We start from the raw sequence: 23,448 nt of genomic DNA on the forward strand, positions 1-23,448 counted from the left end.
TAAATACATTTAACTTCAACTCCCTTTTATTAATCACTTAAAAATCCATTTCCAGTTTAAACAACCTATTATATCCACCTTCAAATGAACCCTGTAACCTAGTCAACAACCCTACATCGATGCCAAAAGAAATATCTAGGGATAAATTATGATTTACTTTCCTCAACTGATTTGGATTATCTATCATCTGTTTTGCCAATGCGCGCAATGAAGGTACTAGATCTAATGAACTTAGTGATTGTTCCGCTTTTAGAGTATCTAAAGTTCCGTTTAATTCAGAATATAAACTATATGTCGATTTCCTATCGAAATTTAGACCTATTTCTGCTGAAAGCTTCTTAAGTTCATTTGTTAAACTGATATTCGCATTAGCCTGTGCTGTAGTTTCATCCATCATATGAATTTTTTTTGCATTAAGATTTCCAAATACATTAATTATCCCTTCTCTAATATACGACCACATTTGATCTGAATAGTTAACCGAGGGAATAATCTTTCCAGCATTGACTACATAAATCCCAACCGACGAAATCTCCTCATAGTAATTAAAATTCACAGAATCGATATCGCAAATGAAGATCTCAGAATCAGTTGAAGGTAAAGACTTAATCACTTCTTGAAAATGATTATCTGTTTTAAACAAACCTTTAAATATAGGATCGTCGTATTTTACACGCCCCGAAATAATTGTCTTTTTATTTATTATAAGAGAACTCAACATTATCCTAGACCAAATATCACCTTGGCCGTTAGGTTTGTCTATTTTTATAGTCTGCAATTCGAAGTCATCTTGAAATAAGTATGTATAACCAGATTTGAGCATGGAATTGCTAAACATGAACTGAAAAAAGCTTTCCTTATTTAAATTTTCTTTGTAAATTTCCAAAAAGTCTTTTTTAGTATTTTTAGTGACAAGGTAACCTAAGTTAGGTTCTTTTGAATTAGTTATTAATAAAAGCTTCATGATTATAATTCACACTTCTCATATGAGTTTATGATTCATTGGAAACAGTTGATTTTCACAGGAAAAAATTAGTTATTTCTTAGCCATATGTCAAATACTATTTTTGCAAAATATTAGATCATCATATCATATTCACTTACCTTCAGTTGTGACTCATACGGCATGTACAAGGAAAAATTTTTCTTCGCGTAACCCAAATTTATGACAATAAATATTAAAAAAAATTAAGTGGTAGGGCATTCAAGTAGTGATGTTCTTCAAGTCGAGTGGCTACAAAGTGGCGACAGCGGTTGGCAATACCCCGTAATCGCCACTCCTTACCACCAACCTAACTTTTTGATTATCTTGCAAGTCATTGTTTTCACTAACCCGTTTACATAAATGGTTTTTTTGTTACCTACCGTTCAGGCAAAAATCCAGCCTGCCCGTTCCCACCCTTCCCCCATTTAAGTGTTACGCTTAAAACCTGAAACCCAACCCCAGGGAGCACCATGCTCGCCCTATACAACACCTTGATCGTGCTTTTAACCGTTGCCGCGATGGAGTTAGTCGCCGCCCTTGCGCATAAGTACATCATGCACGGCTGGGGATGGGGTTGGCATGAGTCGCACCACGAGCCGCGCACCCACTGGTTTGAGGTGAACGACCTGTACGCGGTGGTGTTCGCCATGCTGGCGATTGCGCTGATTGCCCTCGGGACCTGGGGCCTGTGGCCGCTGCAGTGGATCGGTGCCGGGATGACGCTGTACGGGGCGCTCTATTTTATGGTGCACGATGGGCTGGTGCATCAGCGCTGGCCGTTTCGCTATATCCCGCGTCGGGGTTATCTCAAGCGCCTTTATCTGGCGCACCGTCTGCATCATGCAGTGCGGGGCAAAGAGGACTGCGTCTCCTTTGGTTTCCTGTATGCGCCGCCGATAGAGAAATTGCAGGCCACGTTACGCCAGCGCAAGGCTAGCGCGGTCGCTGCCAAAGCTCAGGCGGACGCGGGGCCTGTGTCGCAAAACGAGAAGTAAGCGCCAGCCCAGCCCCTTTCAGCAGTAATCCCGCCTTCTCAAAACGGCTGGTTCCCTGCCGTTTATCCCAGGCGCGAGGGCCTGCCGCGCTTACCTTCACGCCAATCTCACGATACACCCCGTGCGCTGAGGCAATCGCCCATGCGGATCGCAGCGGCAGCCCGGCCAGGCCTTGCCGGGCAGAGGCATAGTAAGGCTCGGCTTCTGCCACCAGCCGCCGGGCAAGTCCCGCAAGGGGCTCGCGCATTTGGGGTTCAGCAATCGCCTCAGGGTGGATGTTCGCCTCTGCCAGCCATTGACCCGGCAGATAACAGCGGCCAACCCGGGCATCCTCGACGATATCGCGGGCGATGTTGGTCAGCTGAAACGCCAGGCCCAAATCACAGGCCCTGTCGAGCACGGCATCATCGCGCACCCCCATCACTCTGGCCATCATTAACCCCACCACCCCCGCCACGCGATAGCAGTATTGCAGGGTGTCCTCGAAGGTCTCGTATCGCGTCTCACGCACGTCCATGGCAAAGCCATCAAGATGATCGTAAGCCAGCTGGAGCGGGATGTTGTGGCCCAGTGCGACCTCCTGAAAGGCGGCAAAGGCGGGCTCGCGCATCTCTCCCCCTTCCCATGCACGCAGGGTCTGGCTTTTGAGCATCTCCAGACGCAAATCTGCCTGTGCGCTGTCCACGGGACTGGCGTTAAACCCCAGTTCCTGGCCGTCGATAACGTCGTCGCAGTGGCGGCACCAGGCGTAGAGCATCAGCACGCTGCGTCGGGTCGCGGGGTCAAAAAGCTTCGCCGCCGTGGCAAAGCTTTTTGACCCCAGGGTTATGGTGTCGGTTGCGTGATCCATCAGGGTGGTGTTCATCGGGAAAGCGCCTTCAGCATTAACCCTGCCGTCGCTTTGGCCGAGCCGATCACCCCGGGAATACCGGCTCCAGGATGAGTTCCGGCCCCGACCAGGTAAAGATTGGCAATCCGACTGTCGCGATTATGCGGTCGAAACCACGCGCTCTGGCGCAGGATCGGTTCGATGGAAAAGGCGGAACCCAGATGGGCGCCAAGCTGGTCGCGAAAATCAAAAGGCGTAAAGATGCGATGGGTTACCAGTTGGCTACGTAATCCCGGCATGTAATGGGCCTCAAGATAAGCAAAAATCCGATCGCGCAGGCGCGGCCCCTCAACGTCCCAGTCGAGATCCGCCGTGCCCAAATGGGGCACCGGCGCTAACACGTAATAGCTGCCGCAGCCCGGCGGCGCCAGAGAGGGATCGGTGACGCAAGGAGCGTGCAGGTAGAGCGAAAAATCGTCTGCCAGCGCATTTTTATGAAAGATATCGTCGATCAGTTCTTTATAGCGCGGCCCGAAACAGACCGTGTGGTGCGCAAGATTGTGCTGCGTGTTAAGGCCAAAATAGAGCACAAACAAGGAATTACTCATGCGTTTGCGCTTGAGCGACGCTGCACGTGCCGAGCCCACCGGATGATGCCCCAGCAGCTTTTCATAGGTATGCACCACGTCGGCGTTAGACGCTACCGCCGCGGTCGGGATCGTCTGGCCATCTTTTAGCTCCACGGCGCAAATGCGTTCGCCCTCTGTCTCCAGCCGGGTCACTTCAGCATTCAGCTGCAACTCACCGCCCAGATCCTGATACAGCTTCACCAGCCCCTGCACCAGCGCCCCGGTGCCGCCGCGGGCAAACCAGACGCCCCACTCACGCTCAAGGGCGTGGATCAAGGTATAAATGGACGAGGTGGCGAACGGGTTGCCCCCCACCAGCAGGGAGTGAAAAGAGAACGCCTGGCGCAGCTGTTCGTTCTCGATAAAGCGCGAGACCATACCGTAGACGCTGCGCCAGGCCTGCAGACGAGTGAGCTGCGGCCCGGCGCGGAGCATATCGCGAAAAGAGAGAAACGGCACCGTACCGAGCTTGAGATAGCCCTCTTTAAATACTTCCCGCGAGTAGGCGTGAAATTGACGATACCCCTCCACGTCGCGCGGATTAAAACGGCTTATCTGCTCTTCCAGCCGCGTCTGAACATTGTCGTAATCAAACACCTCGCCCGTCTCCCAGCACAGGCGATAAAAAGGCGTCACCGGCAGCAGTTCGACATAATCCTTCATCAGTTTTCCGGCCAGGGTAAATAACTCGTCGATGGCACTGGGATCGGTGATCACCGTCGGCCCGGCGTCAAAGGTGAACCCGTTATCGTGATAAACGTAAGCGCGCCCGCCGGGCTTATCCCGCTGCTCCAACAGGAGGGTGTTAATGCCCTGCGCCTGCAGCCGAATGGCCAGCGCTAATCCGCCAAAACCGGCGCCAATAATCACTGTTTTATTCATGGTGAAACGCTCGCATCCGGGGAGTGAGTTTCAGTATGGCGAGCATCGCTTCGCCGACGGGAACCGGGGGCTTACCTGCCAGAATCCGCGCTTTATCCGCCAGGGTCAGCTGCCCGGCGTAAAAGCGGGCAATCAGCCCTTCGTTAAGAGAATAAAAACGCTGCATCACCCGCCAGCGTTTATCGGCATCCCCCGCCAGAAACAGCATGCGGTTCAGGGTGCGGAAAAAACGCTGCGCGTGCCACTGGCGCAGGGCATACAAATGAATAACGGCAAAGATCGCGGCCGCGTTGATCTCCGCGCTTGCGGCAATGGCATCTGTCAGCGCCACCGCGTGCGGCAGGGAATAGCCGGTTGTGGCGTGAAACAGCCCGGCGCGCAGGCCGCTGCACGGCTGTTTATCCCGCGCCTGCCAGTACGCCGGGAAATCACCCGCCAGCATAATCGGCAGTTGGCCCTGCTCTTCGCGGATCAGATTATCCAGGACCCATCCCTGCTGGCGGGCGTAGTCAGCAATGTTGTGCCGCGCGGCATCGAGATCCAGCCGGGCGGCGTCAATATAGTGAGTATCTTCGATCAGCAGTTCAGTGGCAGAAAGCGGAAGGGTATAGACAAAACGGTACCCGCCCTGCTGATCGACCGTGGCGTCCATCAGTATGGGCCGCGTCAGGCCGTGGGGCTGGCGAAGATGCCACTGTTGGCCGAGAAATGACTGACAGGCGGTGTTGAGATGTTTGTCCGGCGTATAGCCCCGGCCATCGATCACCGCCCGGGCCCGAAGAGTTGTGCCGTCGGCAAGCGTGACCGTTTCCGGGGTGAGCGCGGTAATGACGGCATGGGTTTGCAGGCTATCCCCGAATGCGTCGGTCAGCGCGGCGGCAAACTGCGCGGAAGTGATGCTGAGATAGTCACCGGCCAGTGATCGGTTAAATGCGGGAAAGCGGACGTCGTACCCCTGCCAGCGATGGGCGATCAGCGGCGCAAGCCACCGGTGCTGCTCTGAAGTAATATCGTCCTGATGAAACGACCAGGTGTGATTTCCGCCCGGCCTGCTGTCGGCCTCAAGAATCAGCACGCGCAGTTCCGGGCGCTGTTGTCGTAACCGTAACGCGATCAGCCCGTTCGCCAGCCCGCCGCCCGCGAATATAATATCCCACGTTGGCACCATCAGGATTGTGCCACCAGCGGGGCCTGACGCAGCTGCGCCAGGTTGGCGCTCCCGGTGCAGAAACAGGCCACACGCAGCTGGGCAATGATCACCTGGAAATGGTCAATCACCGCTTCACTGGACGTTAACGCGCTTTGCAGCACCCCCGCCGCCTGCCCTACCACGCTGGCGCCTAAGCGGATCGCTTTGGCCACCTCTATGCCGTTGGCGATCCCGCCCGAGGCTACCAGTGGCATGTCGGGCAGCGCCTGATGCAGATCCTGTAACGCCGTCGCGGTCGGGATCCCCCAGTCGGCAAAGGCCATCGCTACCGCCCGGTCATGCGCAGTGATGGCGCGTTCCCCCTCCACCTTGGCCCAACTGGTGCCGCCAGCACCGGCGACATCCAGCATCGCCACGCCCGCCGCCGCCAGCTGACGGGCAACCGTTACCGAAAGCCCGCTGCCCACCTCTTTTACCACCACCGGCACAGGCAGCGCCTCGACGGTGCGCTGAATGGCGTCGATCACCCCGCACCAGTTGCGATCGCCCCCGTGCTGGAGCGCCTCCTGCAGCGGGTTGAGGTGGATAATCAGCGCATCGGCCGCAAGAGTCTCTACGGCACGTCTGGCATAGTCGATGCCCTGTCGACCGGCGATTTGCGCCGCGCCGAGGTTGGCCATTAGCACCACGTCCGGGGCAAAGGCGCGCAGCTCGCGCGTCAGACCATAATTGGCCTCACTCTCCAGCGCCACCCGTTGGGAGCCCACCCCCATCGCCAGCCCCAGCGCCTGAGCGGCAAGGGCAAGATGCTGATTGATCTGGCTTGCTCGTCGGGTGCCACCGGTCATTGAGCTTATCAGCAGCGGTGCGTTCAGGGTTCGGCCAAACAGCGAGGTCGAGAGATCAATATCATCAAGATGCAGTTCAGGCAGTGCACAGTGCCCAAAGCGCCATTTTTCAAAACCGTTAGTACACTTTTTTGCGCCGGGTGCGCTGTTCAGGACGATATCAAGATGATCGCTTTTACGTTGCGACAGGCTGCTCATTGGCACTCCGACGGGGATAACGACAAACTGTGGCTGATCAGCATCAGCTGTTTTTCAAACCAGGCGTGAACATAGTGCCGGGCGGTATTTCCCGGCTGACAGGCGGTGGCAATATGCTGATCGGCGCTGCGCACATGCTCGCGCAGTCTCAGGAATACGGTTTCTGCCCCGAGCACCGCCACCAGCGTCGATTTATCTTTATCCTGATGGGGATCTTTGCCGGTGGATGTTGAACCGTCCGTCAGGTCATCAATCAGCTGGAAGGCCTGACCAAGATCGCGGGCGAAAAAGTGCAGACGTTCGCTGACCTGGGGCGAAGCCTCGGCCGCAATGGCCGCCAGCTGGAGAGTCGCGTTGAACAGGCTGCTGGTTTTCAACTCATTGGTCAGCAGGATCTCATCGGTATTCAGGCTCTGCCGGGCACCATTCAGATCGCGAAATTGTCCCTGCACCAGCCCCATGTGCCCCACCGAAGCCGAGAGCTCTGCAATGGCCCGCGCTTTTGCCTCAGGCGTCAGCGAAGGCGCGCGGGAGATGACGCAAAAAGCGTGACTCAGCAGCGCCACCGCCGCCAGTATCGCGACGTGTTCGCCATACTGACAGTGCACCGTCGGGCGTCCGCGCCGGAGCATGGCATTGTCCATGCACGGCATGTCATCCAGAATCAGGGAGGCCACATGCACCATCTCAATGGCGCAGGCCAGATCCAGTACGCCCGTCTGCTCGGTTTTATAGCCCATATCCGTTGCCGCCAACAGCAGCAATAAGGGGCGCATTCGCTTGCCGGCGACCAGCGTAGCTTCACGCATGGCCGCGTAGACCTGGCCCTCTTGCTCGCCCTCGGGCAACAGCTGTTCAAGACGGCGTTCAAACGCAGACAGCAGCATTTTGACATCATCTTCATGACTAAGGGTCATAGGGACTTCCCCGGTGTTAGGGTAGCGACTTCCGCAGATAGAGGTAAAAACGCTTGCCGCAGGGTGATGTTAAAAAGCGTAGCGTATCCCTCTGCGTTTTGTTGCCCGACAGGAGAAGAGAAACTAACAGGGGACTTTAAGTGAATTAAAAACAGTGAGATACGATTTACCCTATGGGATAAATTGCACAGGAATTTACATTTGTAGAGATTTTACGACGCACTGCCGTTCCGGCGACGGCATGGCCCCGGCGCCGCAAAATGCATTTAACGCTTTACTCCCCCGCAATCCTCCCCACCATCGCCCTTAACTCTTCACGCGTGAGCGGCTGTCGGTCGGTGACAAAATGCAGCGTCATCCCCTCGATAAAGGCATCCAGCGCGCGGGCGGTGACCGGGTCGAACCACTGCTCAAGCGTGGTCTGGCTGGTTTTCATCCAGTCCTGCATCACGGCTTTTAATGACGCGCTGCGGTTCATAAATGCGTAAAGCTGATACATCAACTCCATGCTGCGCGGGGTGGTGACTTCGGAGCTGTAAATCAGGGTCGTGATGGAATCGCAGGCCATTTCCGGGCCGCTGACGCCTGCAAAGAACTCGCGATACTGAACCGACATCTGCTGGGTAAACCAGGTGAACGCTTCTTCGAGCAGCGCATCCATCCCGGCAAAATAGTAAGTCATTGACCCCAGCGGCACCCCGGCGCAGCTGGCGATTTTGCGATGGGTTACGGCGTTCAGGCCGTGCTCGGCGATGGTATCCAGCGTGGCCTGCAGGATCCTTTCCCGCCGCAACGGATCGTTCGGTCTTCTGTTCATTTTTACCTCAGCGCATTTATGTACAAATGTACACAATCTTGCTAGTGTTGTCGTCAGTGTTTTCCTTCTGGTGTTGCAATCATGACCGTCATCTCATCGCGCAAAATTCTGCAGCGGCGCCTGTGGGCGCTGTTTATGTTCTTTTTTATCCCCGGTCTGTTAATGGCCTCCTGGGCCACGCGTACCCCCGCTATCCGCGATATTTTGTCGGTCTCGACGGCGGAAATGGGTATCGTGTTATTTGGTCTGTCGATCGGCTCGATGAGCGGCATCCTCTGTTCGGCCTGGCTGGTTAAGCGTTTCGGCACCCGGAAAGTGATTCGCACCACCATGTGCTGCGCGGTTTTGGGTATGATTATTCTCAGCGCAGCGCTGTGGATGACCTCGCCGCTAATTTTCGCCCTTGGGCTGACGGTGTTTGGCGGCAGTTTTGGGGCCGCAGAAGTGGCGATCAACGTCGAAGGCGCCACCATCGAGCGCGAGATGAACAAAACCGTGCTGCCGATGATGCACGGCTTTTACAGCCTCGGTACGCTGGCGGGCGCGGGCGTCGGGATGGCGCTGACCGCCTCGGGCATCGCCGCCAATATCCATATTTTGCTGGCCGCGCTGGTCTGTATTGCCCCCATCCTGCTGGGCATCGTCTATATCCCGGACGGCACCGGCAAGAACCCGGTGGATGAGGCCAAAGCGGGTGAGAAAGGATTACCGTTCTATCGCGATATGCAGCTGATGCTGATTGGCGTAGTGGTGCTGGCGATGGCCTTTGCCGAAGGCTCCGCCAACGACTGGCTGCCGCTGCTGATGGTGGACGGTCACGGCTTTAGCCCGACCTCCGGCTCGCTGATTTACGCCGGGTTTACGCTCGGCATGACCGTCGGGCGCTTTACCGGCGGCTGGTTTATCGACCGCTACAGCCGGGTCGCGGTGGTACGCGCCAGCGCCCTGATGGGCGGGCTGGGCATTGCGTTAATCATCTTTGTCGATGTCGACTGGGTGGCGGGCGTCTCGGTTATTCTGTGGGGGCTTGGCGCCTCGCTCGGCTTCCCGCTGACCATCTCCGCCGCCAGCGATACCGGCCCGGATGCACCAACCCGCGTCAGCGTAGTGGCCACCACCGGCTACCTCGCCTTCCTGGTCGGCCCGCCGCTGCTGGGCTTCCTCGGCGAACATTACGGGCTGCGCAGCGCCATGCTGGTGGTGTTGGGATTAGTGATGATTGCCGCCCTGGTGGCCCGGGCGGTTGCCAAACCGGATTCGCAGGTTAAATCTGCCATGGAGAATGGATATGAGCGTTAAACTGATTGCAGTTGATATGGATGGCACCTTCCTGAACGATGCGAAAGAGTACAATCGCGCGCGTTTTCTGCGCCAGTATGCGCAGATGAAGGAACAGGGCATACGGTTCGTGGTCGCCAGCGGCAACCAGTATTACCAGCTGATCTCCTTCTTCCCGGAGATCGCCCATGAGATCGCCTTTGTCGCCGAAAACGGCGGCTGGGTGGTCAACGCCGGGGAAGATGTCTTCAACGGCGAGCTGACCCAGGCCCAGTTCGACACCGTGTCGGCCTTCCTCTGTGCAATACCCAAAGTGGAAGTGATCGCCTGCGGCAAAGGCAGCGCCTACACCCTGAAAGCCTACGGCGAAGTGTTCCACGATCTCGCGGCGAAGTATTACCATCGTCTGGAAAAGGTGGATAACTTTGAGCACTTCAACGACATCTTCTTTAAATTTGGACTGAACGTACCGGACGACGAGATCCCGCGCATTCAGGCAATGATCCACGAGAAGCTGAGCGATATTATGGTGCCGGTGGCCACCGGGTACGGCAGTATCGACCTGATTCTACCGGGTGTTCACAAAGCCAATGGCCTGAGCCTGCTGCAAAAGCTGTGGGGAATTGAAGACAGTGAAGTGGTCGCCTTTGGCGACAGCGGGAACGACATTGAGATGCTGGGTCAGGCCGGGTTTGGCTTTGCAATGGCAAATGCCAGAGATAGCATCAAAGCCGTGGCCCGCTTTGAAGCGCCGCACAACAACGACGAAGGGGTGCTGGCGGTGATCGATAAAGTATTGAACCAGGAAGCCCCGTTCCATTAAGCGTCTGGCAGGCCGGGCAGAAACCCGGCCTGCTGCATTAGTCCGGCTGCAGCGCGCTGCCGACCTGCTTGTCTTTCAGGAACACCACCATCAGCGCCAGCCACAGGATGCCGTTTATCAGGTTAAACAGGCTGAACAGCCCGTTCCCACCGCTACTGAACGCATGCTTGCTCACTTCGATTCCGACGGTGAAAATCAGCATCTGTAACATTCCCATCGCCGCCGACACCGTGCCTTTACTCATATCGCTGGCAAACAGCGTCAGGCGCACCAGCCCGGCATTCGCCAGCCCAATCCCGAACGCATAGATACTGAGCCCGGCGGTCATCCACAGATAAGCGTGGGACGACACTACCGTTGCCACTGCAGCCACCACCAGCCCGATTATAATCGGCCAGCCGCCCATGATGATTAACGAGCGCACGGTCCGGCGGGAGGTCAGACGAGCCAGCACCACGTTGCCGATAATCAGTGCGCCAAAGATTGGCACCTGCAGCAGGCCGTATTCGTAGCTGCTGAGCTTCTCACCGCTGATGATGATTACCGGCGACTGGGCAATCCACGCCAGTAACGGCAGGCAGACAAAGCCGATAGCCAGCGCGCCCGCCACAAAGCGCACGTTTTTCAACACTGCTTTATAGTCGCGCCCCAGCTCCTGCATCGACAGTTTTTCGCCAATACGGGTGGCCGTTTCAGGCATCGCACGGTACAGGCCATAAAACGAGATGGCCGCCAGTACTGCGAACAGTACAAACATCCCCTCCCACGGCGCGACGTGAACCCACGCCGCCCCCACCAGCGGGCCAAGCAGAGGCGCAATCAGCGCCACATTGGCCATCAGGGCGGTGATTTTGATGCACACCGCCTCTTCGAAGGATTCCTGGATTGCGGCGTATCCGACGGCGCCGATAAAGCACAGGCTGACGCCCTGCAGGAATCGCAGCACCATAAACTGCTCAATCGACTGCGCCAGCAGGGTCGCCAGGCAGGTGACGATAAACCACACCACCCCGGTCAGCATCACCGGACGACGGCCAATACGATCCGACAGCGGCCCGAGCAGCCACTGTAAAAACATGCCCCCCGCCAGATAGGCGGTCATTGAGGTCGGTACCCACTCGATCCCGGCGTTGTACTGCGCCACTACCGCCAGCATGCCGGGTTGGATCATATCGTTGCCGATATAGGTGGAGAATTCGTAAAGCACCAGACACAGGGGGAACAGCAACGCCTGGCGCCCAAGACGAGTGCCGGCAGAAGAACGGTTTTGCATGGAGTCTCAATATCCGATAAAAAATCGCGCAGAGTGTAATTAAATGGCCGCGCCAGCGATAGCAGATTCACAAAGGTAAACATAAATAACGCACAAATCGCCGTCGTTTAAGGTTTCCTTAAGTTGGCATCCGTATGCTTACGCTTTTCCAGTCATTGACCCTAATTATGACACAAATTTCTCCCGCTTCAGAATTGTCTAAGTTAAAGACAATTAAGACAAAATCGCTTTACCCTTTGCCGCTGCGTTTTTATGGTGGTCAGCTATTGACGCTGGTGCTGCTGGCGGCCGTTTTTAGCTGGTTGTCGCGGGATGAAGGCCTCGACAGGTTGATGACCGGGTACTGGTTTGACGCCGCGAGCCAGCACTTTCCGCTCAAGGATAATGCCCTGCTGGATCTGATCAACCATCGCCTGGCGAAATACCTGATCATTGCGCTGGCGGCCTGCACGCTGCTGTACGGGGCGTACAGGCGCAATGCCCGGCTGGTCACCGCCGCCTTACTGATGGGGCTCGGGGCGCTGGTTGTCGGCGCGCTGAAGGCCGTTAGCCACCACAGCTGCCCGTGGGATTTGCTGGAGTACGGCGGCGACGCGGTGTCGTATCCCCTGTTTGGCGCAGTACCTGCTGACAGCGGCCCGGGTCGCTGTTTCCCCGGCGGTCATTCCTCCAGCGGTTTTATGGTGATGGGGCTGTTTTTCGCCTTCTGGCGCGAGCGTCCACGGCTGGCCTGGAGCATGGTGGCGGTCGGTGTCGTCCTCGGGCTGGTGATGGGCTACGGCCAGGTGATGCGCGGGGCGCATTTTTTCTCCCATAACCTGTGGGCAGGTTGGTGGGTTTGGTTTTCTCAGGTGGTGGCCTACGGCCTGATCTCCACCTGGTTTGCAAAAAAGTGACGAGGCTATGTTAGAAAATCTCAACTACGGACTGTTTACTCTGATTAACGCCACCCCGGCGTCGCCCGAATGGGGTATCAGACTGGCGATTTTCATTGCCAAAGACCTGATCTCCATCGTGCCCGCGCTGGTGGTGATCCTCTGGCTATGGGGGCCGCGCAAGCAGGTTGCCGCCCAGCGCCAGCTGGTGATTAAAATCGCGATGGCGTTGGTCATCAGCCTGCTGGCCTCCTGGCTGCTGGGCCACCTGTTCCCTCACGACCGGCCGTTTGTCGATCGCGTGGGCTATAACTTCCTCCATCACGCCGCTGATGACTCCTTCCCGAGCGATCATGGCACCGCGATTTTCACCTTCGCGCTGGCGTTTTTGTTCTGGCATCGGGTCTGGTCAGGCATTCTGCTGATGATGGTGGCCTGCACAATCGCCTGGTCCCGGGTCTATCTTGGGGTCCACTGGCCGATGGATATGCTGGGGGGAATGCTTGTCGGCCTGTTGGGCTGCCTGAGCGCGCAGATCCTGTGGAATCTGTTCGGCAACGCCCTCTATCAGCGGCTGTCGCAGCTGTATCGTATTTGCTTTGCCCTGCCGATCCGCAAAGGGTGGATACGTGACTAAGTAAGGTCCCGCAGGTTACACTTGAGCCCCCTGCGCAGCGGGGGTTCATACACTGCTCCGAGGATCTATGGAAACACGACGCGACGAACGCCTGGCGCAACTGATTAATGCGCTCAAGCGCAGCGATAAACTGCATCTGAAAGAAGCCGCCGCGCTGCTGGGCGTATCGGAAATGACCATTCGTCGCGACCTCAACAGCGAGAGTGGGCCCGTTGTGCTGCTTGGGGGATACATTGTCCTTGAGCCCCGCAGCGCCAGCCACTATCTGCTGAGCGATCAAAAGACACGGCTGGTGGAAGAGAAGCGCAAAGCAGCGCGCCTGGCCGCCGGGCTGGCACAGCCCCATCAGACGCTGTTTTTTGACTGCGGCACCACCACGCCGTGGATCATCGAAGCCATTGATAACGACCTGCCGTTTACCGGGGTCTGTTACTCCCTGAACACCTTTCTCGCCCTGCAGGAAAAGCCCGGCTGCCGGGTGATCCTCTGTGGCGGTGAGTTCCATGCGAGCAACGCCATTTTCAAACCGCTTAACCTGCAAGACACGCTCAGCAACCTGTGTCCGGATATCGCCTTTTACTCGGCCGCGGGCGTGCACGTCCGCCAGGGCGCGACCTGCTTTAATCTGGATGAACTGCCGGTAAAACAGTGGGCGATGAGCATGGCGCAGTATCATGTGCTGGTGGTCGATCACAGCAAGATCGGTAAGGTGCGCCCTGCACGGATGGGGGATCTGTCGCACTTTGACGCGATCGTCAGCGACTGCCGTCCGGATGACGAAATGGTAACGTACGCGAAAGCCCAGCAGATTAAGCTTATCTATTAGGTGAGGGTTATTGCCCGGTGACGCTTCGCTTGCACGGGCCTGGGATTCTGTGCAGTGTGTAGCCGCCACCCGACAATGGCAGCGGCTTACTTTTTACCTACTTAAACCAACCCCCGAACCAGTCGTGGAATTTCATCAGCACGAAGTCCCACATCCGACCGAAGAATCCGCCCTCCTCGACCGCTTCCATCACGATCAGCGGACGCTGCTCGATGGATTTGCCGTTCAGCTGGAAGTCGATAGTGCCCACCACCTGGCCTTTTTTCAGCGGCGCAGTCAGCTGTTTTTCGGTCAGGGTGTAGCTGGCTTTAAGGTTTTTCAGCTGGCCGCGCGGAATGGTGACAGAGCCTGCTTCGCCCGCGCCGAGATTGACCTCGCTCTTATCGCCGAACCACACGCGCTGGCTGATAAAGGTGGCGTCAGGTTTGATCGGGGTGACAGTTTCGAAGAAGCGGAAGCCCCATGTCAGCAGTTTTTCAGATTCGTTAAAGCGAATTCTGTCGGTTTTGGTGCCGAGCACTACCGAGATCAGACGCATATCGCCCTGCGTCGCCGAGGCCACCAGGTTATACCCTGCCCCTGCAGTGGTGCCGGTTTTCATCCCGTCCACATTGACGTTGCTGCTCCACAGCAGTCGGTTACGGTTCTGCTGGCGGATCTTATTGAAGGTAAACTCTTTCTCTTTATGGATGGCGTACTCTTCCGGCACATCATGGATCAACGCCCGGCCCAGCAGCGCCATATCGCGGGCGGTACTGAACTGGCCCGGCGCGTCCAGCCCGTGGACGGTTTTAAAGGTGGTGTTGGTCAGCCCTAATTTCTGCGCATAGCCATTCATCAAACCAATGAAAGAGTCCTGGCTACCGGCAACATAGTCGGCCAGCGCGATACAGGCATCGTTGCCCGACTGAATGATCACCCCTTTATTGAGGTCAGAAACCGCCACCTGATCGCCCGGTTTCAGGAACATCACCGATGAACCGCGCAGCGCCGGGTTACCGGTCGCCCATGCGTCTTTACCGATCGTCACCATGTCCGTGAGCTTAATCTTGCCCGCCTTCAGCGACTGCCCTACCACGTAGCTGGTCATGATTTTCGTCAGGCTGGCCGGATCGAGTTTTTCATCCGCGTTGCCTTCCGCCAGCACTTTGCCGCTGGCGTAGTCCATCAATATCCAGGCGCGCGCATCAACGGGCGGGGCTTCTGGTGCCGCCTGTTCCGCTGCGTACAGCGAAGGTGCAAAAAGGACCAGCAGCGCAGAACCTGCCACCAGACCACGTAAAGAAGTTGTTTTTCGCATCATAAAGCCACCCGAATGTCCTTTCCAAAAATCACGCCACACCACCGTGTCGCAAGAAGCGATGAGTAATAACGTACTAATGAACTTAAAAAAACCTTAACCACGTAAAGTTTTTAAAGTTTATGCAATAACAACACAGGACGCTTTGACCAGGTCGATTTTTTTCTCATCTGTTGCGTAATTGTTAGGTTTATCCCACCATGGGAGCCACATGCGCTGATGCACATCCGGAATTCGTCTTTCACTTTAAGGGGTTATTATGATTACTTTGTGGGGCAGGAATAATTCAACCAACGTTAAAAAGGTACTCTGGACGCTGGAAGAGCTGGATTTACCGTACAAGCAGATTCTGGCGGGTTTACAGCACGGGGTGAACAAAGAGGCCGACTATCTGGCCATGAACCCGAACGGGCTGGTGCCCCTGCTGCGCGATGATGAAACCGACATTACGCTGTGGGAATCCAATACTATCGTGCGCTATCTCGCGTCGCAGTACGGTCAGGACCGCCTGTGGATCGATGCGCCCGCACAACGCGCCGAGGGTGAAAAGTGGATGGACTGGGCCAGCCAGACGCTCTCTCCTGCTCATCGGGGGATCCTGATGGGGCTGGTTCGCACCCCGGAAGCCGAACGTGATTACCCTGCTATTCATGCCGCAAAAGAGGCCTGTGAACCCCTGTTCGCACTGATGGACGCTACGCTGGCAACCCAGCCCTGGTTCTCAGGGGACAAATTTGGGGTCGGTGATATCGCCGTCGCGCCATTAGTCTGGAACCTGACCAACGTCAGCCTGGAGTGGACCGAGCGCCCGCATCTGGCACGCTGGCAGGCGTTGCTGACGGAACGCCCGGCTTACCGTCAGGTGGTGATGATCCCGGTCAGTTGAGTTAATTCCCGGACGGGCTGACTTTTAATAGCTGCCCGTCCGATTCATCGGTCAGCACGTATAAGTAGCCGTCAGGTCCGACCCGCACATCGCGGATCCGCTGATCCCGTTCGCCAAGAATGCGCCCCTCCTCCGTCACCGTATTGCCGCTGACGTTCAGCACAATCACATCTTTCTCTTTCAGAGCGCCGATAAAGAGTTTGTTTTTCCACTGCGGGAACACATCACTGTTGTAGAAGGCCATCCCGCTGACCGCCGGAGATTTTTTCCAGACGAACAGCGGCGGCTCGGTTCCGACCGCCGCTTCCCCTTTCGCTTCGGGGATCGGCAATCCGCTATAATTGATGCCGTGCGTCGCCAGCGGCCATCCGTAGTTTTTACCTCTTTCCGGGATGTTGATTTCGTCGCCGCCGCGCGGCCCGTGCTCATTGAGCCACAGGGTGTTGCTCCACGGGTTCATCGCCATCCCCTGCGGATTGCGAATGCCGTAAGCCCAGATTTCCGGCCGCGCCTGTTTGGTGTTTACAAAGGGATTGTCGTCAGGCACCGCCCCCTGCTCAGTCAGTCGCACCACTTTGCCCTGCAGCTTATCCAGATCCTGAGCGGTCGGGCGCTGATTATTTTCGCCGAGGCCAATAAACAGATAGCCTTTGCCGTCGAACACCAGCCTGCCGCCAAAGTGGTTGCCGGTAGAGAGTTTTGGCTGCTGGCGGAAGACGGTCTTAAACGCCTCAAGCCGGGTGGTATCGTCGCTCAGACGACCGAAGCCCACCGCGGTGCCCGCTTTGCCGTCATCACCCGCTTCGGCATAGCTCAGCCAGACCCGGCGGGAGGTGGCGAAGTCCGGTGCCAGCGCCACGTCGAGCAATCCGCCCTGCCCGCTGTCCCATACCTTCGGCACGCCGACAATGGGATCGGACAGCCCTTTCCCCGCATGCCAGCGCTTCAGTTGGCCTCCTTTAAGGGTGATCAGCATGCCCTGATCCTGCGGCAGGAAGGCCAGTGCCCACGGGTGATCGAGTTTATTTTGCAGAACCGAGACCTTCACCTCGGCAGGCGCGGCAAACAATGAGGCGGAGATAAGCAACATTGGCAGGGAAATAAGCGAGGTTCGACGCATAACGCACTCCTTTCAAGGTATGGCATAAGGTTAGCCATTCAGCGAAGGGGCGATATCACTTTTACAAAAGCTTAACCAGATGGGGGAGTTGCCTCCCCCAGGATCAGATCTGAATCAGCGGAGTATGTGATTTCAGATACTGGATGCAGAGAGTTAAATCATTCAGACAGTTTTCCAGCTTCTCTGCGTTGACGGCGATATATGTCGGGCAGTCATGACAGCCAGTCATCATACAAACACCTGCGGTGGTGAGCGATCCGGCGGCGCGATACAGGATAGCCTGCTCGTCAGCGTCGCAATGCGCTCTCAGGACTGGCGCTTTCTCACGCATATATGTACACAGTTCAAAGAAATTATCACGCAGATGGTCGCTTTCGCTGACTGACATGTACCCTTTCGCTTTCCTTAACTGCAGATACGCCGCGAGATCCAGGTGGGCGTTAATCATCTTGTTAAGAAGTTCGCGTTTCAGTCTGTCAACGGACATGCTAGTTCCCCCCTTGTCAGCCTTTGAACAAGAGTAGGATATGTGTATTTTTTGTACAATTTAATGCTTCACATCAATAAATCGTAACTCATTAACATAATTTACAATGTTACAACCGCGAGCAGATCGTGGCAGCGAGGGGGCTGGCTGTCATCAGCTTGTAAATTCATACTTTCTTTGCAACGCGCGGGCCTGCTGCATCGACTACTTTTACGGATGGCCACGATTGCGCACAGGCAGAGGTGAGTATGGCAACGTTTCCGGTATCAGAAAAAATCTGCTCGTTAACCAAAATTGACCTGAATCTGCTTACCCTGTTTTGTTTGATCTACAGCATGGGAAGTATCTCGAAAGTGGCTGATATGTTGAATATCTCGGCTTCGGCGGTCAGCCAGTCGCTGCGAAAACTGCGGGAACTTATGGGGGATAATTTGTTTGTGCGTAGCGGCAACAATCTCCTGCCTACCGTCTATGCAGATGAACTGTACGATAATATTCTGCCGATTATCGACAAACTGTCGACCCTGCAGCCACTCTCCTCTTTGGTCAAAAAGAAAAGGCTGACGCTCTATACCGAGGCGTTTATTTCGCCCTTAGTGGTGCCGGAACTTACCCAGAAGATTGTGGCGATTAATTCAGATATCAGCCTGCTACACCGCACGGCAGATCTGAATGAAGCGAAGATTACCGAGCTGTTGAATATGCGTCAGGCCGACGTGGTGTTTTCCACGTTTTCGGTCGAGAGCAGCAATATCGTGTGTCAGAAAATTTGTGATATGAAACTGGTGCTGATTGCTTCGCGGGATCATTCTGACTATCCGGATGTGATCACGGAAGCGATATTCAGAGAGGCCAATCTGGTGGGCTATAACACCAAAAATGAAAAGATTATTTATCATCGCAGCATTGTCGATAAAAAATTCCGCTCCAGTGAGCGATGCCTGCTGACAACCTCTTTTGCATCGATACTGATTATTGTATCCAAAACCAACTGCTTAGGCATTATTCCTGAGATGGTCTTTTCAACTTATGCAGAGATGTACCGCCTGAAAAGGCTCGATACGCCGTTCACTCTGCCACAGTTCAGTCTCTATTCTTCTTCCAGAAAAGAGATCGACAAAATCATCTCTGCTTTGCTGGTCGACTTTTCCGTTAATGTCTCTAACTGAATGTGAAGAGAACGACGAAAAATGCAATGACGTCACTGTATAGGATATTTTTCGTCGTCCTTGCTGGAGAAAGATGTTCAAAAAATCTTACCTTTTACCGGGTAAGCGGAACGAATACAGTAAAAAACCAATTGATAAATAAGACGTTAGTATTTTTTAACTTTATGCTTAGCAAACTCATCTTCGGCCGCAATTTTTAATTCAGCCATTATTTTGGGCTGAGTGAGTCCTGTTGCAACGGAAATACAGGACAGTTCCACGCCGTAAGCGTGCAGGGTTTTGGCCATTTCTAATTTAGATTGCAGATAGATATCTCTCATTACGTACCTCGTTATAGTTAGCGACGAGGTAAAAGATAAATTATCTGTTTGGCTGATCCAATAAGGGCCCCTTAAAGCCGGGATAAGTAAAACTAAGTAGTATATTTTCACTGTAATAGATTGATTTTACGATGTAAATATTTAAGACATTCATTGCTTACGATTAAAGCGCACCGGTATGGCATACAATTTTGCCCTGTGAAGGGCTTCTCATCTCCCCCAATGCACAGATCGCTATAAATCTGTCGAGGAACTCTGTAAAATCCCGCCCTTATAACTCGATAAATGATGAATTTTTAACCTATGAGCAATGTAACACACCAGCCGAAAATCGGCTTCGTCTCGCTGGGCTGCCCGAAAAACCTGGTGGATTCCGAACGTATCCTGACCGAACTTCGCACCGAAGGCTATGACGTCGTGCCAAGCTACGACAATGCCGACATGGTGATCGTTAACACCTGCGGCTTTATCGATAGCGCCGTGCAGGAGTCTCTGGAAGCCATCGGTGAAGCACTCACTGAAAACGGCAAGGTGATTGTCACCGGCTGTCTGGGTGCCAAAGTCGATCAAATCCGCGAAGTTCACCCGAAGGTGCTGGAGATTACCGGCCCGCACAGCTACGAGCAGGTGCTGGAACATGTGCATCACTATGTGCCAAAACCAAAGCACAACCCGTTCCTGAGCCTGGTGCCGGAACAGGGCGTGAAGCTGACTCCGCGTCACTACGCCTACCTGAAAATTTCCGAAGGCTGCAACCATCGCTGCACCTTCTGCATTATCCCGTCCATGCGTGGCGATCTGGTGAGCCGTCCGATTGGTGAAGTGCTGGCCGAAGCCAAGCGCCTGGCCGATGCGGGCGTCAAAGAGCTGCTGGTGATCTCCCAGGACACCTCCGCCTACGGCGTGGACGTGAAGCACCGCTCCGGTTTCCACAACGGCGAGCCGGTGAAAACCAGCATGGTCGGCCTGTGCGAACAGCTCGCTAAGCTGGGCATCTGGACGCGTCTGCACTACGTCTATCCGTACCCGCACGTTGATGATGTGATTCCGCTGATGGCGGAAGGCAAAATCCTGCCATACCTGGATATCCCGCTGCAGCACGCCAGCCCGCGTATTCTGAAGCTGATGAAGCGTCCTGGCTCCGTTGACCGCCAGCTGGCGCGCATCAAACAGTGGCGTGAAATCTGCCCGGATCTGACCCTGCGCTCCACCTTTATCGTCGGCTTCCCGGGTGAAACCGAAGAAGACTTCCAGATGCTGCTCGACTTCCTGAAAGAGGCCCGTCTGGATCGCGTGGGCTGCTTCAAGTACAGCCCGGTGGAAGGCGCTACCGCCAACGAACTGGCGGATCAGGTGCCGGAAGAGGTGAAAGAAGAGCGCTGGAACCGCTTCATGCAGCTGCAACAGCAGATTTCAGCTGAACGTCTGCAGGAGAAAGTGGGTCGCGAAATTCTGGTGATCGTCGACGAAGTGGATGAAGAGGGCGCGATTGGCCGCAGTATGGCCGATGCCCCGGAAATCGACGGCGCGGTGTACCTGAACGGCGAAACCAAGGTGAAACCAGGCGATATCGTGCGCGTGAAAGTCGAAAACGCTGACGAATATGACCTGTGGGGTAGCCGGGTTTAATCCGCCCCTGCATAACGCCTGATGGCGCAGCGTTTATCAGGCCTGGGAATAAGGGGACTTTACGTCCCCTTTTTTATTTCTCTTAATACTCGAACTGCCGGTAGTAGCGGCGAATATCCAGACTGTGGCCGGTGTAGTGCTCAAAATGGGCGGCAAGACGGTCCACCAACAAGGTTGAGATGATGCATGGCGCCAGCAGCCAGCGGAACGCATCGTCAATCCCCGCCAGAGCGTACTCACGTGGATCAAACACCACCAGGTTATCGGTAATTTTCGCCGCAAAACGCTCCACGCGATCGTCCAGCGCCCGGCATTTGCCCTCACCCTTCACCAGGAACAGCGGGACCTCTTTCTCCAGCAGTTCGAGGGTGCCATGGAAGAACTCCGCCGAGGAGACCGATTTGGTGCGCTTCCACTGCATCTCCTCCAGAATACACATCGAGAAGAGATAGACTTCGCCCCACATCTCCGCTCCGCCAATCCACATCATATAGTCAGCGTTATGATATTTTTGCGCGATAGCATCGGCCTGCGGATCAAATTGCTTTTTGGCGTTCAGGAGATTCTCAGGTAACAGCTCCAGCTGGCTGGCAAACTGATTATATTTTTCAAATTCTCCGTTACCCTGCACTAAGCGGAAGAATACCCAGTACAGCAGCATGTACTCATATTCCACGCCATTCTTGTGCCGCATCGGAATATGCCAGGTGGCGGCGTTCGCCAGCGGCGAGTCGCTGTTTTTGGTGATCGCAACCACGCGGATCCCCTGCGCCTTGCACCATTCGGCAATCGCCATCATCGGGGCTAAAGATCCACCTACCGAGGCGAAAAATAGCGTGCTGAAGCCCTGCTGAATATTCTCATCAGCGACCTATTCCGCCTGTTTACGCGCAGCAACAATCTCACGAGCACTGGTCAGGTACTCGTCCTGATTAAAACCTAACATAGTCATTCTCCTTTAGATTTTACTTCTTAAAACCCGATCGAAGTCGTCGAAGATACGCACTGAGAGATCGATGCCTTTGGCGCAGGCGACGTTATCAGCGCGAACCCGCTCTGGGAGCCGCTGGCAAAACATATGATGGTGATCGCCGGGAAGTTAAATGCCGGGTCTATTTTTGGACCCATTTTTTATTGGTCAAAAAAAAAACGAACGGTAGTATTCCTCCATCGAGACGACTCACTGGACCACCGTCTCCGTCATGGTAAGGAAGAATTCACCTGTTGCCTGTAATTAACTATGCTCTATTTGCTTTTAACTTCACTGCTTGCTGTTAGTTTTACCTCATTTTCTGCGTTCAGTGTCGAATTGCCCCCATCAATGTTAACTCTGGACAGCGAATACGCTTTTTCGCCTGCATCCGCACACCAACAGAATGGCCCGCTGCGTACCCGCATCCTTACGCAATATCACCACTGGAAAGGCACCCATTACCGATGGGGCGGCACCACGCATAATGGCGTGGACTGCTCCGCCCTGATGCAGCACCTGTTTCGGGATGCGGCGCACCTGTCGTTACCGCGTACCACCGGGGAGCAGATCCACAGAGGGGTTAAAGTGGAAGAACTGAGCCTGCAAGCCGGGGATTTGGTGTTTTTCCAGACCGGAGAGCACCGTCGCCATGTCGGTGTGTATATCGGCGATCATCAGTTTATTCACGCATCTACCAGCCAGGGAGTGACCGTTTCTGACCTGAGCGATGACTACTGGCAAGCGCACTTCATCACCGCTCGTCGGGTAACGGGAGCGGCCTGAATCAGCATCATCGCGATTTTTTGCGAGGCGCCTTCCGGGAATGATTTTCCCGGCTTGTCGCCGCTAATGCTTCGCAGTATCTTCCTGTTGCGCCTGCAAAATCAGGCGCCGGGATTGGAACCCTGGCTGACTTTATCGATGACATAAGAGGCCTTATGTCGTACGCTCTGCTGCACTTCAATGGTGGGCTGGCGGGGGCATCGAAAGATGCGCCGGTATCCGATAAAGCCGGTAGTTCCAACCTCGCTCAGTCCACCGCCATGAGATTGGAACCTCTGACGGTGGGTTTAAAAACTTTATCGGAGGCTGCCACTATGGCTACTACCCCAACCCATGCTCAGGCATTATTCTGCGTCCCCTTCTCCCACAACACCGACTTCACCGAGCTGGCGAACCACTGTGAACGCTTTGCCCATACCCTGCTGGAAACCGACGACCTGACGGAAAAACTGGCGCTCTGCGCCCGTCTTTCAGCCTGTCTCGCGCTATTGCAGCCGATGCTTAACGAGCCGATTCCGCCACACCTGGTGGAGCATTTTACCCTGACCGATCTGCCGTCCCGTCTGCCCGCATTTGAACCGGAAAGCGACCTGCTGGGGCTGTACTGCCAGACCATTACGCAATTGCTGATCAGCAACGTCTTACCGCGGGATATGGCCGAGGTGATGGAAGGGCTGCTGTATGAACTGGTGAATTTCTACACCGATACCCTGAACGCACCGCGCTGGCTGCAAACGCCAGAAGGTCGCGTGGCGATTGATGCGTTGAATAACTGAGGAAGGTTAACGGGGGAATGTGGGCGTTGTTCCCCCTCACCCT

23 protein-coding genes and 2 pseudogenes are annotated in these 23,448 nt (G+C 55.1%); 11 read left to right on the plus strand and 14 right to left on the minus strand.

Annotation, left to right across the window (positions count from 1 at the left end; translation table 11 throughout):
- Positions 1-37 precede the first annotated feature (37 nt).
- Positions 38-964, minus strand: a complete 927-nt coding sequence (locus tag ACRDD5_RS02490; protein ID WP_438675820.1) for a hypothetical protein — start codon at positions 962-964, stop codon at positions 38-40.
- Between the two features lie 491 nt (positions 965-1,455).
- Between ACRDD5_RS02490 and ACRDD5_RS02495 the strand changes: the two genes are divergently transcribed.
- Complete coding sequence (locus tag ACRDD5_RS02495; protein WP_438675821.1) at positions 1,456-1,980, plus strand: sterol desaturase family protein; 525 nt, start codon at positions 1,456-1,458, stop codon at positions 1,978-1,980.
- On the opposite strand, the gene crtB is transcribed toward ACRDD5_RS02495, so the two are convergent.
- From crtB to ACRDD5_RS02525, 6 genes are all read right to left on the minus strand, one after another.
- Positions 1,919-2,845: a 15-cis-phytoene synthase CrtB gene (gene crtB, locus ACRDD5_RS02500; RefSeq protein ID WP_438675822.1), complete on the minus strand. Its 927-nt coding sequence runs from the start codon at positions 2,843-2,845 to the stop codon at positions 1,919-1,921. The genes ACRDD5_RS02495 and crtB overlap by 62 nt on opposite strands.
- Entirely contained in the window at positions 2,842-4,320 is a 1,479-nt protein-coding gene (locus ACRDD5_RS02505) for a phytoene desaturase (protein ID WP_438675823.1), read from the minus strand. The genes crtB and ACRDD5_RS02505 overlap by 4 nt, the downstream gene beginning before the upstream one ends.
- Positions 4,313-5,488: a lycopene beta-cyclase CrtY gene (crtY, locus tag ACRDD5_RS02510; protein WP_438675824.1), complete on the minus strand. Its 1,176-nt coding sequence runs from the start codon at positions 5,486-5,488 to the stop codon at positions 4,313-4,315. Before crtY ends, ACRDD5_RS02505 begins: the two co-directional genes overlap by 8 nt.
- Positions 5,488-6,516, minus strand: a complete 1,029-nt coding sequence (gene fni / locus ACRDD5_RS02515; protein WP_438675825.1) for a type 2 isopentenyl-diphosphate Delta-isomerase — start codon at positions 6,514-6,516, stop codon at positions 5,488-5,490. The genes crtY and fni overlap by 1 nt, the downstream gene beginning before the upstream one ends.
- Entirely contained in the window at positions 6,513-7,433 is a 921-nt protein-coding gene (locus tag ACRDD5_RS02520; protein ID WP_271282148.1) for a polyprenyl synthetase family protein, read from the minus strand. The genes fni and ACRDD5_RS02520 overlap by 4 nt, the downstream gene beginning before the upstream one ends.
- A 274-nt stretch (positions 7,434-7,707) precedes the next feature.
- The gene (locus tag ACRDD5_RS02525) at positions 7,708-8,250 is read right to left on the minus strand and encodes a TetR/AcrR family transcriptional regulator (RefSeq protein WP_271282149.1); all 543 of its coding nucleotides are present in this window, start codon (positions 8,248-8,250) and stop codon (positions 7,708-7,710) included.
- Between the two features lie 81 nt (positions 8,251-8,331).
- Here ACRDD5_RS02525 and ACRDD5_RS02530 point away from each other — a divergent pair, with 81 nt between their 5' ends.
- On the plus strand, positions 8,332-9,549 hold the full coding sequence (locus tag ACRDD5_RS02530; RefSeq protein ID WP_438675826.1) for an MFS transporter: 1,218 nt from the start codon (positions 8,332-8,334) through the stop codon (positions 9,547-9,549).
- Positions 9,539-10,351, plus strand: coding sequence for a Cof-type HAD-IIB family hydrolase (locus ACRDD5_RS02535; RefSeq protein ID WP_438675827.1), 813 nt, complete (start codon positions 9,539-9,541; stop codon positions 10,349-10,351). The genes ACRDD5_RS02530 and ACRDD5_RS02535 overlap by 11 nt, the downstream gene beginning before the upstream one ends.
- A 37-nt stretch (positions 10,352-10,388) precedes the next feature.
- On the opposite strand, the gene ACRDD5_RS02540 is transcribed toward ACRDD5_RS02535, so the two are convergent.
- Positions 10,389-11,624 (minus strand): MFS transporter, encoded by a 1,236-nt coding sequence (locus tag ACRDD5_RS02540; RefSeq protein ID WP_438675828.1) that lies wholly within the window; start codon positions 11,622-11,624, stop codon positions 10,389-10,391.
- A 167-nt stretch (positions 11,625-11,791) separates the two neighbouring features.
- Here ACRDD5_RS02540 and ACRDD5_RS02545 point away from each other — a divergent pair, with 167 nt between their 5' ends.
- The 3 genes from ACRDD5_RS02545 (at position 11,792) to deoR (ending at position 13,962) form a co-directional block, all read left to right on the plus strand.
- Entirely contained in the window at positions 11,792-12,520 is a 729-nt protein-coding gene (locus tag ACRDD5_RS02545) for a phosphatase PAP2 family protein (RefSeq protein ID WP_438675829.1), read from the plus strand.
- Positions 12,521-12,527: 7 nt separating this feature from the next.
- Positions 12,528-13,136 (plus strand): undecaprenyl-diphosphate phosphatase, encoded by a 609-nt coding sequence (gene ybjG / locus ACRDD5_RS02550; protein ID WP_438675830.1) that lies wholly within the window; start codon positions 12,528-12,530, stop codon positions 13,134-13,136.
- 67 nt (positions 13,137-13,203) lie between these two features.
- On the plus strand, positions 13,204-13,962 hold the full coding sequence (gene deoR, locus ACRDD5_RS02555) for a DNA-binding transcriptional repressor DeoR (protein WP_271282155.1): 759 nt from the start codon (positions 13,204-13,206) through the stop codon (positions 13,960-13,962).
- 97 nt (positions 13,963-14,059) lie between these two features.
- Here deoR and dacC read toward each other — a convergent pair whose 3' ends face one another.
- Positions 14,060-15,265: a serine-type D-Ala-D-Ala carboxypeptidase gene (gene dacC / locus ACRDD5_RS02560; RefSeq protein ID WP_271282156.1), complete on the minus strand. Its 1,206-nt coding sequence runs from the start codon at positions 15,263-15,265 to the stop codon at positions 14,060-14,062.
- Positions 15,266-15,521: 256 nt separating this feature from the next.
- Between dacC and ACRDD5_RS02565 the strand changes: the two genes are divergently transcribed.
- The gene (locus ACRDD5_RS02565) at positions 15,522-16,148 is read left to right on the plus strand and encodes a glutathione S-transferase family protein (protein WP_438675831.1); all 627 of its coding nucleotides are present in this window, start codon (positions 15,522-15,524) and stop codon (positions 16,146-16,148) included.
- A gap of 1 nt (position 16,149) precedes the next feature.
- Here the strand turns inward: ACRDD5_RS02565 and ACRDD5_RS02570 are convergent, their stop codons facing one another.
- Together ACRDD5_RS02570 and bssR are read right to left on the minus strand one after the other, a co-directional pair.
- On the minus strand, positions 16,150-17,268 hold the full coding sequence (locus ACRDD5_RS02570) for a PQQ-dependent sugar dehydrogenase (protein ID WP_438675832.1): 1,119 nt from the start codon (positions 17,266-17,268) through the stop codon (positions 16,150-16,152).
- A 103-nt stretch (positions 17,269-17,371) separates the two neighbouring features.
- On the minus strand, positions 17,372-17,755 hold the full coding sequence (gene bssR, locus ACRDD5_RS02575; RefSeq protein ID WP_271282159.1) for a biofilm formation regulator BssR: 384 nt from the start codon (positions 17,753-17,755) through the stop codon (positions 17,372-17,374).
- Positions 17,756-18,003: 248 nt separating this feature from the next.
- Here bssR and ACRDD5_RS02580 point away from each other — a divergent pair, with 248 nt between their 5' ends.
- Positions 18,004-18,924 (plus strand): LysR family transcriptional regulator, encoded by a 921-nt coding sequence (locus tag ACRDD5_RS02580; protein WP_438675833.1) that lies wholly within the window; start codon positions 18,004-18,006, stop codon positions 18,922-18,924.
- A 146-nt stretch (positions 18,925-19,070) separates the two neighbouring features.
- Here ACRDD5_RS02580 and ACRDD5_RS02585 read toward each other — a convergent pair whose 3' ends face one another.
- Positions 19,071-19,244 (minus strand): glycine cleavage system protein T, encoded by a 174-nt coding sequence (locus tag ACRDD5_RS02585; protein WP_271282161.1) that lies wholly within the window; start codon positions 19,242-19,244, stop codon positions 19,071-19,073.
- A 303-nt stretch (positions 19,245-19,547) separates the two neighbouring features.
- Here ACRDD5_RS02585 and rimO point away from each other — a divergent pair, with 303 nt between their 5' ends.
- Entirely contained in the window at positions 19,548-20,873 is a 1,326-nt protein-coding gene (gene rimO / locus ACRDD5_RS02590; protein WP_333850407.1) for a 30S ribosomal protein S12 methylthiotransferase RimO, read from the plus strand.
- Between the two features lie 82 nt (positions 20,874-20,955).
- Here the strand turns inward: rimO and ACRDD5_RS02595 are convergent.
- A pseudogene (locus ACRDD5_RS02595) lies at positions 20,956-21,819 on the minus strand (SIS domain-containing protein).
- A gap of 12 nt (positions 21,820-21,831) precedes the next feature.
- Positions 21,832-21,906 (minus strand): annotated as a pseudogene (locus ACRDD5_RS02600) (hypothetical protein); the annotation flags it as partial.
- A 288-nt stretch (positions 21,907-22,194) separates the two neighbouring features.
- On the opposite strand from ACRDD5_RS02600, the gene ACRDD5_RS02605 reads away from it, so the two are divergent.
- Positions 22,195-22,629 carry an NlpC/P60 family protein gene (locus ACRDD5_RS02605; RefSeq protein ID WP_438675834.1) on the plus strand — a complete coding sequence of 145 codons (435 nt, stop codon included), beginning with the start codon at positions 22,195-22,197 and terminating at the stop codon, positions 22,627-22,629.
- Between the two features lie 314 nt (positions 22,630-22,943).
- Positions 22,944-23,405: a hypothetical protein gene (locus tag ACRDD5_RS02610; RefSeq protein ID WP_438675841.1), complete on the plus strand. Its 462-nt coding sequence runs from the start codon at positions 22,944-22,946 to the stop codon at positions 23,403-23,405.
- Positions 23,406-23,448 lie beyond the last annotated feature (43 nt).

The organism is Silvania sp. (assembly GCF_051656365.1).
GTDB classification, from domain to species: Bacteria; Pseudomonadota; Gammaproteobacteria; order Enterobacterales; family Enterobacteriaceae; genus Enterobacter; species Enterobacter hatchlandensis.